The 17,962-nt window shown below is 69.8% G+C and carries 17 protein-coding genes; 9 read left to right on the forward strand and 8 right to left on the reverse strand.

The genetic code is table 11. The features are described from left to right. Window positions 1-18 precede the first annotated feature (18 nt). Window positions 19-1,029: a HoxN/HupN/NixA family nickel/cobalt transporter gene (locus ACPTTC_RS14735; RefSeq protein WP_423392896.1), complete on the forward strand. Its 1,011-nt coding sequence runs from the start codon at window positions 19-21 to the stop codon at window positions 1,027-1,029. A 644-nt stretch (window positions 1,030-1,673) separates the two neighbouring features. Here the strand turns inward: ACPTTC_RS14735 and ACPTTC_RS14740 are convergent. Continuing rightward, window positions 1,674-2,519 carry an aldo/keto reductase gene (locus tag ACPTTC_RS14740; RefSeq protein WP_423392897.1) on the reverse strand — a complete coding sequence of 282 codons (846 nt, stop codon included), beginning with the start codon at window positions 2,517-2,519 and terminating at the stop codon, window positions 1,674-1,676. A 166-nt stretch (window positions 2,520-2,685) separates the two neighbouring features. Here ACPTTC_RS14740 and ACPTTC_RS14745 point away from each other — a divergent pair, with 166 nt between their 5' ends. Further along, window positions 2,686-3,432 carry a GntR family transcriptional regulator gene (locus ACPTTC_RS14745; RefSeq protein ID WP_011352976.1) on the forward strand — a complete coding sequence of 249 codons (747 nt, stop codon included), beginning with the start codon at window positions 2,686-2,688 and terminating at the stop codon, window positions 3,430-3,432. Window positions 3,433-3,453: 21 nt separating this feature from the next. Here ACPTTC_RS14745 and ACPTTC_RS14750 read toward each other — a convergent pair whose 3' ends face one another. After that, entirely contained in the window at window positions 3,454-4,845 is a 1,392-nt protein-coding gene (locus tag ACPTTC_RS14750; RefSeq protein WP_423392898.1) for a CoA transferase, read from the reverse strand. Between the two features lie 441 nt (window positions 4,846-5,286). Further along, window positions 5,287-5,610, reverse strand: a complete 324-nt coding sequence (locus tag ACPTTC_RS14755; protein WP_423392899.1) for a DUF2917 domain-containing protein — start codon at window positions 5,608-5,610, stop codon at window positions 5,287-5,289. Between the two features lie 207 nt (window positions 5,611-5,817). Between ACPTTC_RS14755 and mdtD the strand changes: the two genes are divergently transcribed. Both mdtD and ACPTTC_RS14765 read left to right on the forward strand, forming a co-directional pair. Then, entirely contained in the window at window positions 5,818-7,254 is a 1,437-nt protein-coding gene (mdtD, locus tag ACPTTC_RS14760; protein WP_423392900.1) for a multidrug transporter subunit MdtD, read from the forward strand. 190 nt (window positions 7,255-7,444) lie between these two features. Continuing rightward, complete coding sequence (locus ACPTTC_RS14765) at window positions 7,445-8,719, forward strand: EAL domain-containing protein (protein WP_423392901.1); 1,275 nt, start codon at window positions 7,445-7,447, stop codon at window positions 8,717-8,719. A gap of 22 nt (window positions 8,720-8,741) precedes the next feature. Here ACPTTC_RS14765 and ACPTTC_RS14770 read toward each other — a convergent pair whose 3' ends face one another. From ACPTTC_RS14770 to ACPTTC_RS14780, 3 genes are all read right to left on the reverse strand, one after another. Then, window positions 8,742-9,344 (reverse strand): class I SAM-dependent methyltransferase, encoded by a 603-nt coding sequence (locus tag ACPTTC_RS14770; RefSeq protein WP_423392902.1) that lies wholly within the window; start codon window positions 9,342-9,344, stop codon window positions 8,742-8,744. A 94-nt stretch (window positions 9,345-9,438) separates the two neighbouring features. After that, entirely contained in the window at window positions 9,439-10,485 is a 1,047-nt protein-coding gene (locus ACPTTC_RS14775; protein WP_423392903.1) for a 2-dehydropantoate 2-reductase, read from the reverse strand. Next, window positions 10,478-11,002 (reverse strand): DUF962 domain-containing protein, encoded by a 525-nt coding sequence (locus ACPTTC_RS14780; RefSeq protein WP_423392904.1) that lies wholly within the window; start codon window positions 11,000-11,002, stop codon window positions 10,478-10,480. Before ACPTTC_RS14780 ends, ACPTTC_RS14775 begins: the two co-directional genes overlap by 8 nt. Window positions 11,003-11,083: 81 nt before the next feature. Between ACPTTC_RS14780 and ACPTTC_RS14785 the strand changes: the two genes are divergently transcribed. Next, window positions 11,084-11,791 carry a Crp/Fnr family transcriptional regulator gene (locus ACPTTC_RS14785; protein WP_027789289.1) on the forward strand — a complete coding sequence of 236 codons (708 nt, stop codon included), beginning with the start codon at window positions 11,084-11,086 and terminating at the stop codon, window positions 11,789-11,791. 85 nt (window positions 11,792-11,876) lie between these two features. Further along, window positions 11,877-13,088, forward strand: coding sequence for a chromate efflux transporter (gene chrA, locus ACPTTC_RS14790; protein WP_423392905.1), 1,212 nt, complete (start codon window positions 11,877-11,879; stop codon window positions 13,086-13,088). A gap of 107 nt (window positions 13,089-13,195) precedes the next feature. Here chrA and sodB read toward each other — a convergent pair whose 3' ends face one another. Both sodB and xseA read right to left on the reverse strand, forming a co-directional pair. Then, window positions 13,196-13,774 carry a superoxide dismutase [Fe] gene (gene sodB, locus ACPTTC_RS14795; protein WP_011352986.1) on the reverse strand — a complete coding sequence of 193 codons (579 nt, stop codon included), beginning with the start codon at window positions 13,772-13,774 and terminating at the stop codon, window positions 13,196-13,198. A gap of 223 nt (window positions 13,775-13,997) precedes the next feature. After that, window positions 13,998-15,380 carry an exodeoxyribonuclease VII large subunit gene (xseA, locus tag ACPTTC_RS14800; RefSeq protein WP_423392906.1) on the reverse strand — a complete coding sequence of 461 codons (1,383 nt, stop codon included), beginning with the start codon at window positions 15,378-15,380 and terminating at the stop codon, window positions 13,998-14,000. A gap of 450 nt (window positions 15,381-15,830) precedes the next feature. Between xseA and lpxK the strand changes: the two genes are divergently transcribed. The 3 genes from lpxK (at window position 15,831) to kdsB (ending at window position 17,931) form a co-directional block, all read left to right on the forward strand. Next, window positions 15,831-16,859: a tetraacyldisaccharide 4'-kinase gene (gene lpxK / locus ACPTTC_RS14805; protein ID WP_423392907.1), complete on the forward strand. Its 1,029-nt coding sequence runs from the start codon at window positions 15,831-15,833 to the stop codon at window positions 16,857-16,859. Further along, the gene (locus tag ACPTTC_RS14810) at window positions 16,840-17,034 is read left to right on the forward strand and encodes a Trm112 family protein (RefSeq protein WP_010090898.1); all 195 of its coding nucleotides are present in this window, start codon (window positions 16,840-16,842) and stop codon (window positions 17,032-17,034) included. Before lpxK ends, ACPTTC_RS14810 begins: the two co-directional genes overlap by 20 nt. A gap of 111 nt (window positions 17,035-17,145) precedes the next feature. Then, entirely contained in the window at window positions 17,146-17,931 is a 786-nt protein-coding gene (gene kdsB / locus ACPTTC_RS14815) for a 3-deoxy-manno-octulosonate cytidylyltransferase (RefSeq protein ID WP_423392908.1), read from the forward strand. Window positions 17,932-17,962 lie beyond the last annotated feature (31 nt).

Below are 17,962 nucleotides of genomic sequence, written 5' to 3' on the forward strand. Positions count from 1 at the left end.
TCAGATGGAACCATCCCGATGCCGCCCACCCCTGCCCTGCGCCGCCTGCTGACCCTCTATGCCGGCCTGATCGCCGCGAATGCCGCCGTCTGGCTGTGGGCGCTCGCCGTGTTGCGCGATCATCCGCTGCTGCTCGGCACCGCGGCGATCGCTTACGGTCTCGGGCTGCGTCATGCGGTCGACGCCGATCACATCGCCGCGATCGACGTGGCGACGCGCAAGCTGATGCAGGAAGGCCAGCGTCCGGTGAGCGTCGGCCTGTTCTTCTCGCTCGGCCATTCGACGATCGTGATCGCCGCGACGCTCGGCATCGCGCTGACCGCGTTCGCGCTGCGCGACCGGTTCGATGCATTCCGCGAGATCGGCGGCACGATCGGCACGGCGGTGTCGGCCATCTTCCTGCTCGTGCTCGCGTGCGTGAACCTGGTGATCCTGCGCGACGTGTGGCGGCGCTATCGCGGCACGCACGGGCACAGGCACGACGCCGCGCATGTGCACCGTCCTGCCGGGCTCGTGTCCCGGCTGCTGCGTCCGCTGTTCCGGTTCGTGTCGAAGAGCTGGCACATGTATCCGGTCGGCGTGCTGTTCGGGCTGGGTTTCGATACCGCAACCGAAATCGGCCTGCTCGCGATCGCCGCCGCGCAGGCGAGCCAGGGGCTGCCGGTCTATACGGTCATGCTGTTTCCCGCGCTGTTCACCGCCGGCATGACGCTGATCGACTCGACCGACAACGTGCTGATGATCCACGCGTACGGCTGGGCAATGGACGATCCGCAGCGCAAGCTGCTCTACAACGCGAGCATCACGTTCGTGTCGGCGGCCGTCGCGCTGGCAATCGGCGGGATCGAGGCAGCCGGCCTGCTGGCCGACAAGCTGTCGCTGACGGGCCCCGTGCGCGACACGCTCGATGCGCTCGGCGAACGCTTCGGCTCGATCGGCTACGGCATCGTTGCACTGTTCCTCGTCTGCTGGATCGTGTCGATCCTGTTCCACCGCTGGCAGCGCGCGGCCGATGCGCCTGCGCGCTGAACTTGGCTCGGACGTTTCGTTCCGGGAACAAAGCTGACGGTGCATGCGGCGACGCGCACTTGTGTGCGCGTTGCGCGGCGGACACCAGCGGCCGGCGGCACGGATCTCGCGGATAGGGATTCGCACGGCGGGCCCACATGCCGTTCCCCTCCTCGCGGCTGGCGTCCGGCGCCCGCCCGAAGGCGAAGCGGATGCCGACAGGACTACGAATCTTTACCACCCCTCCTGCATCACACGTCGATGGCCGCGCGGCGACGAGGCATCGCGCGCAGGGGGAGGCCATGACGCTCAAGACGAAGCAACCGTTCCGCACGACGGGACGGCGTTATCGCGCAACCTTGCTCGCCGCGTTCGCGTGCTGATGCTCGTATGCCGTCGCACGAGATGCGACATCGGACGCCGCGACCGATGCAGTTGCCAGCGCGGCCCTCATCATGACGCTGGTCGACGACCTTGCGCCGTGCGCCGCCAATCCGGCTGCGTGCGCGGTGCACGTCTTCGCCGGCGGGCGCGTTGGTGGCCATGGCGCCGGTGCGAGCGGCAGTGGCAGCAGCAGCCCCGGTAGCGGAAATGGCAGCGGTCACGGCAACGGCGGGCCGTCCGGAGGCAGCCGCTGAACTGCTGCGTTGCCCGGCCGGTTGTCGTCAGAGCATCTCGAGCGCACGCTTGCTGCGTGGCGGACGGAAGTACGCATCAAGCTGCGCGCGCTCGTCATCGCTGAACACGAGGTCGAGCGCGGCCCGGTTGTCGCGCACGTGTTCGAGCCGCGACGCCTTCGGGATCGCGAAAACCCCCGGCTGCGCGAGCACCCACGCGAGCGCGACACGCATCACCGACACCCCGCGCTGCCGCGCGATCTCGTCGAGCGGAGAGCGCTTCGGCAGCCGCCCATGATCGACCGGGCTGTACGCCATCGCCGGCATCCGGTGCTCGGCGAGCCACGGCAGCAGGTCGAATTCCGGGCCGCGCCGCGCGACGTTGTAGAGGATCTGGTTGGTCACGCACGCGCCGCCACCGGCTTCATCGACGAGTTCGGCCATGTCGGCCGTATCGAAGTTGCTGACGCCCCAGTGACGAATCTTGCCCGCGCGCCGCAGCGCTTCGAAGCCTTCGACCGTCTCCTCGAGCGGCACCGAGCCACGCCAATGCAGCAGATACAGGTCGAGGCGATCGGTACGCAGGCGCTTGAGGCTCGCCTCGCATGCGGCGACGACATCGCGCCGGCCCGCGTGGTGCGGATAGACCTTGCTGACGAGGAACACGTCGTCGCGCAGGCCCGCGAGCGCCTCGCCGACCAGTTCCTCGGTCGCGCCGTCGCCGTACATCTCGGCCGTATCGACCAGCGTCATCCCGAGCGCGACGCCTTCGCGCAGCGCGGCGATCTCGTCTGCGCGCCGGGCCGGCCGCTCGCCCATTTCCCACGTGCCCAGGCCAAGCTTGGGAATCGTCTCGCCGTCGGGCAGGACAACCGTGGCGATCGTGTCTGTCATGCGCTCCTCGTTGCGGATGCGTGGCCGCGCACCGCGGCCCAGGCATGGAATACGACGCATCAGTGTAGTCAATCCGCGCGCAATTCACCTATTGCACGGCAAAAACCGGCTATAACGGCGCCACGCGATGACTTAGAATGGCCGCAATCAGATCGATACCCACTCCATGAAGGCATCCACGGACGACCGCTGGCAGGACCTGCGCCCCGACCCCGACAACGACACGCCGCTCTACCTGCAGCTCGCCCGCAAGCTCGGCGACGCGATCCACGACAATCGCTGGACAGCCGGCGAGGCGTTGCCCTCCGAGCGCGTGCTGTCCGATGCGCTCGGCGTATCGCGCATCACCGCGCGCAAGGCGATCGCGCTGCTCGTCGAGCAAGGCCTGATTCGCCGCACGCAGGGCGCAGGCAACTTCATTCAGCCGCGTTACGAGGATCCGCTGTCGCGGCTGTCGAGCTTCAGCGAAATGCTCGAACGGCGCGGCTTCAAGCCGAGCTCGCAATGGCTCGCGCGCGAGATCCAGCCGGCGAACCGCGACGAAGTGATCCAGCTCGGGCTGTCGCCGGCCGCATCGGTCACGCGCCTGAAGCGCCTGCGCCTCGCCGACGGCATCGTGATGGCCGTCGAGAATTCGACGTTTCCCGCCACGCTGATCCCCGATCCGCAGGCGATCGGCGGTTCGCTGTACAGCTATCTCGAGGCACGCGGCACGCCGATCGTGCGCGCGCTGCAGCATTTCCGCGCGGTCAATGCGACCGACGAGATCGCCGAGCAGATGGGCATCGCACCGCACGACGCGCTGCTGCTGATCACACGAATCGGCTATACGTCTGACCAGCGCGCGATCGAACTGACCGACACCTACTGCCGCAACGACTACTACGACTTCGTCGTCGAGCTGCGCAAGTAACGCCGGCCGCACCGCGGGCGCTCACAGCCAGCACGCATCGTCGGTGCCGAGCGGCACGGGCGGGCGCGCTAGCGACGGCGGTGTCGCCGACAACCGCTCGGCTGGCCGCACCGCGGCGAGCGTGCCGAACGGCGACGCGATGCGCTCGATCCGGTCGCGCACGTCGGTGCGCGCGAAATCGGGTGCCTGCAGGCCGTCCGGCACGATGCCGAACGACTGCAGCCAGCGTCCCGTCTGCGCGAGCGACAGCCGCACGTGCCAGCTTCCCCCTTCTCGCGCCCGGCGCGCGAGCGCGATCATCGCACCGAACGCCGCGAGATAACCCGTTGCGTGATCGAGCGCCTGGCACGGCAGGTGGCGCGGCCCGTCCGCGTGCGCAGCCTGTTGCTCCTGCCACGCGATCCCGCTCGCCGACTGCACGAGGCTGTCAAAGCCGCGCCGCTGCGCCCACGGCCCCGCGTGCCCGTACGCGGATATCGACACGTACACGATGCCGGGCCGCCGCGCCGCCAGCGCTTGCGGCCCGAAGCCGCGCGCCGCAAGCGCGCCGGGCCGGTACGACTGCAGGAACACATCCGCGCCGCGTGCGAGCGCGTGCAGCGCATCGACGTCCGCCGCATCGCGCAGGTCGATCCACGTCGAACGCTTGCCGCGCCCGTTGTCGATCACGAGCGGCGCGATGTTCGGCAGGTGCGGGCCGTTGACGAGCAGCGTCTGCGCGCCGTGCGACGCCAGCGTGCGGCCCGCGACCGGCCCCGCGATGATGCGCGTGAGATCGAGCACACGCACACCCGCGAGCGGCTGGCCGGCTTCGCCGCGGCCGATCGGCTCGGCCGGTGCGTCGCCGATCCGCTCGATCTCGAACAGCGGCAGCGATGCAATCGCGCGCGCCTGCTCGAGTGACGCCCACTCGTCAGGCGTTCTGATCAATGCGGCGCACAGCCCTGCCTCGGCCAGCACGGTATCGAGTGCTGCGCCCTCCCGCGCGCGGATCGCCGTGGCGACATCGTCCCGCTGCGCGCCGCAGCCGAGTACGTCGAGAATGCCGTTCAGGTGATGCGGAAAGTTCGCGTGCAGCTGGATCCAGCGTCCGTCGCCCGTCTCGAAGAAGCCCGTCACCGGATGACGCAACTCCGGCGGCGGGCCATCGTCCACGCGCAGGTAGCGTTCGCTGCGGAACGCGATGAGTGCGTCGCGAACCGTCACGCCGACGGTTTGCGCGACGCCGGTGCGAATCCGGTGGCATTCGGCCGCCGCGAGCCCGGCTGCCGCGATCGTCGCCACAGCCAGCGTGCCGACCCGGAAGGTCGACGGCAACGTCGGGTCCTGTCCGGTCACGGTCGCACGGGCCAGCGCGTCGGGGTCGCCGTGTGCCAGCTGCCACAGATGCGCCAACGCGAGTTCGGGTGTCATGGCGGAATGGGCGGTGAGGAAGACAAGATCGAGTCTAGGATTCGCGACAGTCGCGAGCAATCCTGATTGCGCGAATCGGCGCATCACGCATGGTCGTACCCCCTGCGCTCCGGCAGAAGCGGCCGACGTCACATCCGCCAGCGCGCGGGAACCCTGCCAGCATCCTCGGGACCGGCGTGAGCCGCTGCACATCTGCACCGCGAGTTGCTGCCCTCACGACCGAATCGCGCAAGCAGGCACCGCTGCCATCACGCGGACAAGGTGCGACTGCTCGCACGCTGCCGTGCCGACGCGAAACGCTCGCGCGGCGGCGTCGAACGTTCGCTCGACCGGCACGTACCAAAGCCGGACTCGCGGATCTCTGCACGACTGCACGGCCCGCTGGATCACGCATGCGCTCGAACAATGCATGGACGGAACGCTGATCCTGCCCCGGGCGTGCTACGTCGGCAACGACGCGGGCGCATGACGCCGGCCGTCGCGCCGCGCGACGAGCGGCCTCCACCAGGCCTGCGCGGCGCGCCCCGCCGACACCTCGGGCGGACCGAACGCGAACGTCGCACGTTGCGACCCCGCGCTGACCCATACGCGCATGCCGGGCGAAAGCATCAGCGAATCCCCGGCGCCGAGCCAGTGATCGTCGGGCCGGCCCTCGATCGTCAGCCAGACCTCGCCGTCGGCCACCTCCAGTGCGGTGCGATCGACGATCCGCCACCGACCGGCCGGCTCGTCGCCATCGATCACATAAAGTCGCAGTTCGCGCATGGCGGCCTCCTGGTCGCACGGGTTCGATGGCACCAGTATTTCGGACAGCGACAGCACACGGACAGATACGGCTGCAGACACTTTTGGCTGAACTGTATTGGTCAATCGACGGGGACGGGCACCCGCCGCGCGGACTTCGCGCCGAACCTGCACGGCGCGACGGCTTTCCCTACAATGTCGGCTGTCCTGCGCCACCACCCGCCCCCCATGTTCCAGCGTCCGCCTGCCGCCGCTCCCGGCGAAAAGAACCTCACCGTGATGCTCTGGCTCGTCGCAACGGGCTTCTTCATGCAGACGCTCGACTCGACGATCGTCAACACGGCGCTGCCGTCGATGGCCGCGAGCCTCGGCGAATCGCCGCTGCGCATGCAGTCGGTCGTGATCGCGTACTCGCTGACGATGGCGGTGATGATCCCCGTGTCGGGCTGGCTCGCCGATACCTTCGGCACGCGGCGGGTGTTCTTCAGCGCGATCCTGGTGTTCTCGCTCGGCTCGCTGCTGTGCGCAAACGCGCATACGCTGACGCAGTTGGTCGCGTTCCGCGTCGTGCAAGGGATCGGTGGCGCGATGCTGCTGCCGGTCGGGCGGCTCGCGGTGCTGCGCACGTTCCCGGCCGAACGCTATCTGCCCGCGCTGTCGTTCGTCGCGATTCCCGGCCTGATCGGCCCGCTGATCGGGCCGACGCTCGGCGGCTGGCTCGTGAAGATCGCGTCGTGGCACTGGATCTTCCTGATCAACGTGCCGGTCGGCGTCGTGGGCTGCATCGCGACCTTCTATTCGATGCCCGATTCGCGCAACCCGGCCGTCGGCCGCTTCGACCTGAAGGGCTATCTGCTGCTGACGATCGGCATGGTCGCGATCTCGCTGTCGCTCGACGGGCTCGCCGATCTCGGGATGCAGCACGCGGCCGTGCTCGTCCTGCTGATCCTCAGCCTCGCATGCTTCGTCGCGTACGGGCTCTACGCGGTGCGCGCGCCGCAGCCGATCTTCTCGCTCGAACTGTTCAAGATCCATACGTTCAGCGTCGGGCTGCTCGGCAACCTGTTCGCGCGGATCGGCAGCGGCGCGATGCCATACCTGATCCCGCTGCTGCTGCAGGTGAGCCTCGGCTACTCGGCGTTCGAGGCCGGGCTGATGATGCTGCCGGTGGCGGCGGCCGGGATGTTCTCGAAGCGGATCATCACGCGCCTGATCACGCGGCACGGCTACCGCAAGGTGCTCCTCGCGAACACGATCATGGTCGGCGTGATGATGGCGAGCTTCGCGCTGATGCGCGACACGGTGCCCGTCTGGGTGAAGGTCGTGCATCTCGCGCTGTTCGGCGGCTTCAACTCGATGCAGTTCACCGCGATGAACACGCTGACGCTGAAGGATCTCGGCACGGGCGGCGCGAGCAGCGGCAACAGCCTGTTCTCGCTCGTGCAGATGCTGTCGATGAGCCTCGGCGTCACGGTGGCGGGCGCGCTGCTCGCAACGTTCACGGGCATGCTGCGCACCGTCACGCCGAGCAACACGCTGCCGGCGTTCCATGCGACCTTCGTCTGCGTCGGGATCATCACGGCCGCGTCCGCGTGGATCTTCGCGCAGCTCGCGCCCGAGATCCGCAGCACCGCGCGCAAGACCGACCCGTCCGAGCGCGCATGATGCGTGGCGCGCGCCGAACCGGGTCGGCGCGCACCATCACGGTGCGGCGCGGCCCCGCGATACGCATTTGAAACGCCTGCAATGCCCGGCGGCTCGTCCGCGACGCGCCGCCGCACGGGGTACGATGCCGTGCACGCTTCTTGCTGGCCTATTCTCTAGGTAAACTCGCAGTCTTCCTTCGGCCGACATCATGAGCATGATCGAAATCGATCCCCCCGGCTTTCAGCCGCCCCGCCCCGTCGCCGGCGACGACGGGAACCGGCGCACCGTGCTGTACGGCGGCTACACCGTGTTCAGCGTGTTCCAGCCCGTTTTTTCGGTGTCGCACCGCCGCGCGATCGGCTATCACGCGTCGCTGCGTGCGCACGACGAGGAAAGCCGCCAGGTGGCGTCGCACGAGGTGTTCACGCAGGCGGCGCGGCGCGGCGACCTGCTCGAGCTCGGCCGGCTCGCCGAATCGCTGCATCTCGGCAACTTCCACGCATTCGACAGCCATGACGAATGGCTCTTCCTGAGCCTGCACCCGGCCGCGCTGATGGACACCGTCTACAGCGACGCGATGCTCGCGAACCTCAAGGCGCTCGGGCTGCCGCCGCATCGCGTGGTGCTCGAGGTACCCGAGCAGGCGGGCGGCGAGACGCCGCGCTACGCGGCGATCGTCGACGGGCTGCGCAAGGCCGGCTTCCTGATCGCACTCGTCGGGTTCGGCGCGAAGCATTCGAACATCGATCGCGTGTGGCACCTGCATCCCGACATCGTCACGCTCGACCGCGGCATTCTCGCGCAGGCGAGCGAGCACTCACATCTCGAACGCGTGCTGCCGGGGCTCGTCTCGCTGCTGCACGAATCCGGGCAGCTCGTGCTGATGGGCGGACTCGCGACCGAGCGCGACGCGCTGATCGCACTGGAGTGCGACGTCGATTTCGTGCAGGGCCAGTACTTCGCGGGGCCGAGCGTCGAACCGGTGCAGCCGCAGGCTGCCGCCGGCTGCATGGATACGCTGTCGGCCGCATTGCGGCTGCGCGTCGCGGAACGCGAGCGCACCCAGGCGGAGCGGCTCGCGCCGTACGTCACGGCGCTCGAGGCAGCGAGCCGCAAGCTCGTCGCCGGAGAATCGCTGACCGACGCGGCCGCGGCCGTACTCGGGCTGCCCGAGACCGCGCGCTGCTTCCTGCTCGACGCATCGGGGCGCCAGATCGGCGACAACGTGCTCGCGCGCGGCAGCGTATCGCAGCGCGCCAAGCGCTTCCGGCCGCTGCTGCATTCCGAAGGGGCAAGCTGGGAACGCCGTCCGTACTTCATCGACGCGATGCGCGCACCGGGCCGCGTGCACCTGACGGCACCCTACCTGTCGATCAACGAGGCGCACCTGTGCGTGACCGCGTCGATCGCCGCGCCGGCCGCGACCGGCATGCAGGTGCTCTGCGTCGACATCAACTGGGAAGCGGCACTCAACCGCGAATGAGCGGGGAGCCGCCGCGTCGCGCTCACGCGGCGGCGGTCTTGCGCGCGATCAGCCGGTGCACGCGCTTGCCGGACGATGCGCTGACGACCTCGTGCTCGTCGATCACCTGCGTGCCGGCGCCGAGCGCCGCCCGCATCCGCGCCGAATCGAGCAGCGTGTAGAGGCGGCCGCGCTCGTCGCGCAACGTGCCGTTTCCGGCCACCCGCCAGCTCATGTACAACGTGCCGCCCGGCATCAGGAGTTCGGCCAGCCGCGTGGCGGCGGCCGCCGCGTCCGCCTGTTCGAGATGCATGACGACCGTTTCGCACAGCACGTTGCGAAACGCGCCGGACGGCACGCCGGCCAGCGCCGGCAGCGTGGCCAGCTCGAAGATGAGATCCGGATGGCGCCGCCGCGCCTCGTCGAGCAGCGCGGCGCTTGCGTCGTAGCCGCGCACGTCGAAGCCGCGCGACGCGAGCCAGGCCGTATCGCGCCCGGCTCCGCAGCCGACGTCCGCGGTCGGCCCCGGCGAGAAATGCTGCTCCAGCAGCGCGTACATGTCGTCGGGCGCGGCCTGGTCGAGCCAGTCCTGCGCATACTGCGCGGCATGGGCGTCGTAGGCATCGAGAGTCGGGCGATCCACCATGGTGACGGCTCCGCATAGGCGTCGAATGACGCACCCCGCATCTTAGCCGTTGCGCCCCGCGTGCGGCACCTCGCGCGACGGGTTGCGCAGCCCCCTACGCGGCCCGCACATCGCCCGCGCGCGGCGCCTGCGCGGTCAGATCGGCCCACAGCTCGGCGGCACGCCAGGCCGGGCGCGCCGCTGCGCGTTCCGCGTCGTGCACGAGCGCGCACAGTCGGGCATTGACGGGCGCCTGCCCGCCAAAGCGCGCGGCCAGCCGCACGACCTCGCCGTTGATCCACTCGACTTCCGTCGCCCGCCCCGCCGCGAGATCGTCGGACATCGACGAACGCGCGAGTGGATCGATCGCGAGCATCCGGCCACCGAGCACGCGAAACGCCGGATCGGGCAAGTCGAGCACGTCCGGGATCCACCCGGCCGGCAACGGCGTCAGCCGCGCGGGCCGGATCGCGGCCCGCGCCAGCCAGTGCAGGGCTTCGCGCTGCGCGAGCGCAACACAGCGACGGTACGCGCGTTGCGCGAGTTCGTCGCGCAGCGGCAGGTTCGCGAGCGCGTTGACCGCGTTGTTCAGGTTGAGCAGCAACTTCGCCCATTGGACGGCCGGCATGTCGCGATGCAGCACGAGCGGCAGTCCGGCACGCGAGAACACACCCGCGAACGGCGCGAGCGCGGGGGACGCGTCGGCCGCCAGCGCACCGGCCGAGCCCTGGTGAAACGCACCCGGCTCGCGCTCGATCACGTTGAACGGCACCATGCCGGCGAGCACGGTGGCTTGCGGCAGCGATGCGCGCAGCACGTCGGCGTTGTGCAGGCCGTTCTGGAAGCCGATCAAGACCGTGCCGGGCCGCAACACGCCGGCAAGCTGCGCCGCGGCCTCACGCGTCGCCGCCGATTTCACCGCCACGAGCACGAGCCGCGCGGCCGCCGCGGCCGCCGGATCGGTCGCGAACGCGACATCGGCCGGCGCGAGCGTCGCGCGATAGCCGCGCTGGTCGGTCAGCGTCAGCCCGTGCCGATGAATCGCGTCGCCGATCCGCGCGCGGCCGACGAGCGTCACATTCGCGCCGGCCGCCGCGAGCCGTCCGCCGAGATAGCAGCCGACAGCGCCCGCGCCGAACACGCAGACCGGTGCGTCAGACATGCGAATGCGCGCCGCCGTGCACGGGGCCGGCCCGCCGCTCGACTTCGCGGCGCACGTCGCCGCGCAGCCCCGCGAAGAACGCGATCTCGGCGACGACGAACAGCGGCCCGACCATCAGGCCGACCAGATCGTCGACGAATGCAGGCTTGCGCCCTTCGAACCAGTGCCCGACGAACTGCACGATCCAGCCGACGACGAACGCGCCGATGCCGATCGCGAGCCATTGCGCGGTCGGCAGCAGCGCAAGCGCCTGCGCGGCCCACAGGCCCAGCGCGAACAGCGCGGTCATCACGATCCCGAATCGCAGATCGAGGCGCAGGTAGAACACCGAGAACGCGACGGCGAGCAGCAGCGCCGGCGACAGCGCGATGCCGGCCAGCATCCCGATGGCCGGCCGCGAGAGCAGCACCTCGACCGCGAACACGATCATCGGGATGCCGACCAGGTGCGTCGCGATATTGCGCGCGTCGCGATGGTAGGCCGCATACTGGGCAAGATGGTCTTCGAGCGTCTTCATCGCGTCTCCTGGTCGGTTGTCGAGCGCTATGATGCGCGTCACGCCCGAGAACCTCTGTCAGCTACCCGACATCGCGTGTCCATGCCCTCTTCGCTCGCTCCATACCTGCCGCAGATCGAAGCGAACCCGTGGTTCGCCGCGCTGCCGCCCGCGTTGCGTGCGGATCTGCTCGCCCGCGCGGCGCTGCGCCGGCTGCCGGCCGGTCATGCGCTGTTCCGGCGCGGCGACCCGCCGTGCGGGCTGTACGCGGTACTGGCCGGTTCACTCACGATAGGTGCGGTCGACCCGCAGGGCAAGGAAGCGCTGCTGACTGTCGCCGAGCCCGTCACCTGGTTCGGCGAAATCGCGCTGTTCGACGGCCAGCCGCGCACGCACGACGCGATCGCACTCGACGATGCGCTGCTTCTGCACGTCCCGCAGGCCGCGCTGCTCGCGATCCTCGACGCGACGCCGCAATACTGGCGACAATTCGCGCTGCTGATGGCGCAGAAGCTGCGCCTGAGCTTCCTGACCGTCGAATCGATGAGCGTGATGCCAGCCGCGCAGCGGCTCGCCGCCCGGCTGCTGATGATCGCCGACGGCTACGGCGGGATCAGCGCCGGCCGCACTCGTATCCGGCTGTCGCAGGAAAAGCTCGCGGCGATGCTGTCGCTGACGCGGCAGACCACCAACCAGTTGCTGAAGGCGCTACAGGCCGACGGCGTCGTGCGGCTGCACGTCGGCGAGATCGAACTCGTCGACGTCGATGCGCTGCGGCGGGCGAGCGGGTTGCCCGACGGCATGCGCTGAGCCCGGCACAGCTGTCGCGCAGCCTCCCCGCCGTCACCGCGTTGCGCTATCGTGGCGGCTCGTCCGTTCACCCGCTAGCACCGCCTTGAGCACGTCGACCGCCTCCGCTCCCTCCCGCCATCCCTGGCCGGTGTTCGTCGCATTTCTGCGGCTTGGCCTCACGTCGTTCGGCGGCCCGGTCGCGCACCTCGGCTACTTCCGCACCGAGTTCGTCACGCGGCGCGGCTGGCTCACCGAGCGCACGTACGCGGATCTCGTCGGGCTGTGCCAGTTCCTGCCGGGGCCAGCGAGCAGCCAGGTCGGGATGGCGATCGGCCTCGCGCGCGCCGGCTACGCGGGCATGTTCGCCGCGTGGCTCGGCTTCACGCTGCCGTCGGCGCTGCTGATGATGCTGTTCGCGCTCGGCGTGCACGCGACGGGCGCACCGATCGAAGCCGGCGCGCTGCACGGGCTGCGCATCGTGTCGGTCGCGGTGATCGCGCAAGCGGTATGGGGCATGGCGCGCACGCTGTGCCCGGATGGGCGGCGCGTCACGCTGATGGCCGCGGCCGCATGCGTCGCACTGCTCGCACCGGCGGCGTGGACGCAGGTCGCGGTGATCGTCGCGGCCGGTGCCGCCGGTCTCGTCCTGCTGCCGCAACCGGCGCGCGACGCCCACGAGCCGTTGCCGCTGCACGTATCGCACCGCGCGGCTGTGCTGTGGCTCGCGCTGTTCGCGGCGCTCCTCGTCGCACTGCCGTTCGCGGCCCGCGTGCTCCGTTCCGATACGCTTGCCGTCGTCGATGCGTTCTTCCGCACGGGCGCGCTCGTGTTCGGCGGCGGGCACGTGGTGCTGCCGCTGCTGCAGGCGGCCGTGGTCGCGCCCGGGTGGGTCGGCGATTCGGCGTTCCTCGCCGGCTACGGGCTCGCGCAGGCCGTGCCGGGGCCGCTGTTCACGTTCTCGGCATTCCTCGGCGCATCGCTGCGCACCGCGCCGAACGGCTGGCTCGGCGGCACGATCGCGCTCGTGTCGATCTTCGCGCCGTCGTTCCTGCTGATAGCCGGCACCGCGCCGTTCTGGGAACGGCTGCGCCGCAGCACGCGGATGCAGGCCGCGCTCGCAGGCGTGAATGCGGCCGTCGTCGGGCTGCTGCTCGCCGCGCTCTATCACCCGGTCTGGACCGACACGATCGTGGCGCCGCGCGATCTGGCCGCCGCGCTCGTCGCATTCGTCGCGCTGGTGTTCTGGCGCGTGCCGCCGTGGGCCGTCGTGATGGCGAGCGCGGCGCTCGGCTGGGGGTTCGGCGTCCCGGCCTGACCGGACACGCACGGCACGTTCCACCTCGACGGAAAACAAAAAAGCCCTCGAAACGAGGGCTTTCTTGCTGGATGCCGCGCGCCGTAGCGGCGCGCAGGCGCCGGACCTTACGCGAAGTTCTTCGCTGCGAAGTCCCAGTTCACGATGTTCCAGAACGCTTCGACGAACTTCGGACGTGCGTTGCGGTAGTCGATGTAGTACGCGTGTTCCCACACGTCGATCGTCAGCAGTGCCTTGTCGGCGGTCGTCAGCGGCGTCGCTGCGTTGCTCGTCGACACGATGTCGAGCGAACCGTCAGCCTTCTTCACGAGCCATGCCCAGCCCGAACCGAACGTGCCGACTGCGGCCTTCGTGAACGCTTCCTTGAATGCGTCGTACGAACCCCACTTCGCGTTGATCGCGTCGCCCAGCGCGCCCGTCGGCGCGCCGCCGCCGTTCGGCGACAGGCTGTTCCAGAAGAACGTGTGGTTCCAGATTTGCGCGGCGTTGTTGAAGATGCCGCCCGACGACTTCTTCACGATCTCTTCCAGCGACAGGTTTTCGAATTCCGTGCCCGGGATCAGATTGTTCAGATTCGTCACATAAGCCTGATGATGCTTGCCGTAGTGGTACTGGATCGTCTCGAGCGAGATGGTCGGCGCGAGTGCGTCTTCAGCGTACGGGAGCGGCGGGAGCGTATGAGCCATGGCGATTCCTTCGTTGAGTATGTAGGGAGGCTGTGTTGAATGCTGCCGAGCGTCCGATTGTAGGCGAGGACGAATAACCCCGCAAACTCACGGGCCATTTATCCGCGGTATGCGGAAAAGCGATGTTGGCGCAACGTCCGGCAGCACGACCCGGCGTTGCGCAACAACCGTTCCCGTGCGATTTGGCCGTTGCGCGCGCTGCGCTGCGCTCGCGCAGGTTACGTCAGATCGTATCGGTCAGCCGCGGCTGCACATCGGCGAGCGACACGTCGGCCGAACCTTCCGCGAGATGCACGGTCAGGCGGCGCTGCGGCTTCAGCGCGTTCGGCGAGCGCACCGCGCGGCCCGTCTGTGCATCGATCAGCGCCGCATAGCCGCGCTCGAGCGTGCGCTGCGGGCTCAGCACCTCGAGCCTTGCCGCACAGGCTGACACGCGAGCCGTGTCGCGTTCGTGACGGCGCTGCAAGGCCAGCGCGAGACGCTGCGACAGCCCCGCGAGCGCCTGGCGCGCCTGCGACGGATCGGGTCGTGCGCGCTGCCAGCGCAGCTGTGCGAGCGCGAACCGCGCGCGCGCGTCGCGCACCGGCCGCGACGCCGCCGACGCCAGCCGCACCGCGAGCTGCTCGACGTGCGTGCGCTGCCGCTGCAGCCGCTCGGCCGGGCTCACCAGCCGACGCGCGAGCCAGTCGAGCTGCTGCGCGCGCTGTTCGAGCCGGCGTTCCATCCCGCGCGCGAGCGCACGCTGGCGCTCGCCGACCTCGCGCAGCAGCAGCGCGCGCTGCGGGCTGGCGAGCTCGGCCGCGCCGGTCGGCGTCGGCGCACGCACGTCGGCCGCGAAGTCCGCGATCGTGAAATCGGTTTCGTGCCCGACGCCGCTGACGACCGGTAGTTCGCTCGCCGCGATCGCGCGCGCCAGCGCCTCGTCGTTGAACGACCACAGATCCTCGATCGAGCCGCCGCCGCGACAGACCAGCAGCACGTCGACCTCGCGGCGCGCATTCGCGGTCTCGACGGCCGCGACGAGCTTTTCGGCGGAACCGGCGCCCTGCACGGGCGCCGGATAGACGATCACCGGAATGTGCGGCGCGCGGCGGGCGAGCGTGGTCAGCACGTCGCGCAGCGCAGCCGCCTGCAGCGACGTGACGATGCCGATCGCGCGCGGATGAGCCGGCAGCGGCCGCTTGCGCTCGGGCGCGAACAGGCCCTCGCTCTCGAGCTGCGCCTTCAGCCGCAGGAACGCCTCGTACAGTCGCCCCTGCCCGGTGCGCCGCACGGCCTCGACGTTGAGCTGCACTTCGCCGCGCGGCTCGTACATCGTGACGACCGCGCGCACCTCGATCCGGTCGCCTTCGCGCGGCGTGAACTCCGCATATTGCGCGCGGCCGCGGAACATCACGCAGCGCATCTGCGCCTGCTGGTCCTTGATCGAGAAATACCAGTGGCCGCTCGCGGCGCGCGTGAAGTTCGACACTTCGCCCGAAATCCACAGCAGCGGAAACGAGCGCTCGAGCATCGTCGAAATCGCGCGATTGAGCGCCGAAACGGGAATCACTTCGTCGGCGCCGCGGGTCGCGCCCGGTGCGGCAAATGGGGAGTCGGAAGGCATGGACGGTCGGATGAATGCTGGCGGCGACACGATAGTCCGACACACGCGCGACGTCCAGCGCCGGACGCAAGCGCCGTGACGTTCGCCAGGTGTCCACACTTTGACAATCATCGGCCTAAAACGCGTGAAACCCATCGAAAAAACCAGACGATTCGTCGCAACGCATTGATTTTTATACATTTTTAAATCTTTCGGAACGATTCTCATCCGATTCGAGGCCCGCCCGGCGGGCGTTTGACGCCATCGAGCGGGGAGTTCTTCACAGAGTTATCCACAAGCCGCCGCGATCCGGCCCCGCAGACTGCGGCGGCCGGTCGCGCTTGCCGCGCCCGCCTGCGGCGCGCTAGAGTGCCGCCTTCCGCAGACCCCGCGGCATGCGCCGCCCAACGGAGAATCCGCCTTGACGAATCCGTCCCACGCCGCGGTGCACCCCATGCCGCGCCCGGCCCGATGAGCGCGCCCAACGGCCCGCTCGCCCGGCTCGAAGCCCGCCTGACGCGCGAATGGCAGCGCCGCGGCGCGCTCGCGTGGGCGCTCACGCCGTTCGCGTGCGTGTTCGGCCTGTGCGCGGCGCTGCGGCGCACCGTCTATGCACAGGGCTGGAAGCAGCCGGTCGACGTCGGCGTGCCCGTCGTCGTGGTCGGCAACGTGACCGTCGGCGGCACCGGCAAGACGCCGACCGTCATCGCACTCGTCGACGCGTTGCGGGCGGCCGGCTTCACGCCTGGCATCGTGTCGCGCGGCTACGGGGCGAACGTGAAGGCGCCGACCGCCGTCACGCCCGCGTCGCGCGCCAGCGTGGGCGGCGACGAACCGCTCCTGATCGCACGCCGCACCGGCGCGCCCGTCTGGGTCTGCCCCGATCGCGTCGCGGCCGCGCAGGCGCTGCGCGCCGCGCATCCGGACGTCGACGTGATCGTCAGCGACGACGGCCTGCAGCACTACCGCCTCGCGCGCACGGTCGAGCTCGTCGTGTTCGACCACCGGCTCGGCGGCAACGGCTTCCTGCTGCCGGCCGGGCCGTTGCGCGAGCCGCTGTCGCGGCACCGCGACGCCACGCTCGTCAACGATCCGTACAGCGGCGCGCTGCCGCCGTGGCCCGACACCTATTCGCTCGCGCTCACGCCGGGGGCCGCGTGGCACCTCGACCAGCCCGCGCTGCGCCGCCCGCTGTCGCAATTCGCGCACGAGCGCGTGCTCGCCGCGGCCGGCATCGGCGCGCCGGAACGCTTCTTCGCGACGCTGCGCGCGGCCGGCCTCGCGCCCGCGACGCGCGCGCTGCCCGACCACTACGCGTTCGCCGACAATCCGTTCGTCGACGACGCCGTCGATGCGATCCTGATCACCGAGAAGGATGCAGTAAAATTGGGCGCTTCCTGGCGCGACGCCCGACTGTGGGTTGTCCCTGTCGAAGCCGCGCTCGACCCTCGCCTCATTGCCCTCGTTGTGGAGAAACTCCGTGGACGCTCGCCTGCTTGAAATCCTTGTGTGCCCTATCTGCAAAGGCCCGCTCCACTATGACCGTGCCGCGCAGGAGCTGATCTGCAACGCGGACAAGCTCGCGTACCCGATCCGCGACGGCATCCCCGTGATGCTGGTCGACGAGGCGCGCCAGACCGTCGAAGGCACGCCGGTCGACCCGGCCGGCCGCTAAGCCGCCCGACCCGACCCTCGCCGCGGCCCGCCCGCCGCGAGGGCGCCGAACCCAGCCGGGTGACGCGCACCAGACGCGCCGCCCGCTCCGCTCTTCTCACCGCCCTCCCCGATGACTCAACCCTTCATCGCCGTCATTCCCGCCCGGCTCGCGTCGACGCGACTCCCGAACAAGCCGCTCGCCGATCTCGGCGGCAAGCCGATGGTCGTGCGCGTCGCCGAGCGCGCGCGCGAAGCAGGCGCGCAGCAGGTGCTGGTCGCGTCCGACGCCCAGAGCGTGCTCGATGCGGCACGCGATCACGGCTTCGAAGCGGTGCTGACGCGTGCCGACCATCCGTCCGGCACCGACCGGCTCGCGGAAGTCGCGGCGACCTTCGGGTGGAGCGACGACACCGTCGTCGTCAACGTGCAGGGCGACGAGCCGCTGATCGACCCCGTACTCGTGCGCGACGTAGCGTCGCACCTCGCCGCCCATCCGGCCTGCGCGATTGCGACGGCCGCCCACCCGATCCACGACGCGGCCGACGTGTTCAACCCGAACGTCGTGAAGGTCGCGCTCGATGCGCAGAGCGTCGCGCTGTACTTCTCGCGCGCGCCGATTCCGTGGAGCCGGGACGCGTACCAGCCGCACTGGCCCGACGTCGCGGCCATGCCTGCGCCTGCTTTCCCGGTCTTCCGGCACATCGGCCTCTATGCATATCGTGCGCGTTTCCTGCGCACGTATCCGACGCTCGCGCAGGCGCCGATCGAACAGGCCGAGCAGCTCGAACAGCTGCGTGCGCTCTGGCACGGCGAGCGCATTGCCGTGCTGATCACCGAGTCCGCGCCCGAAGCCGGAATCGACACGCCGGCCGATCTCGCACGCGTGCAGGCCCTTTTTCAGCCGTCATCAAAATAACCCGTGGCATAATCAGGCGATTGTGCGAGCC

The organism is Burkholderia mycopellens (assembly GCF_964265025.1).
Classification (GTDB): domain Bacteria; phylum Pseudomonadota; class Gammaproteobacteria; order Burkholderiales; family Burkholderiaceae; genus Burkholderia.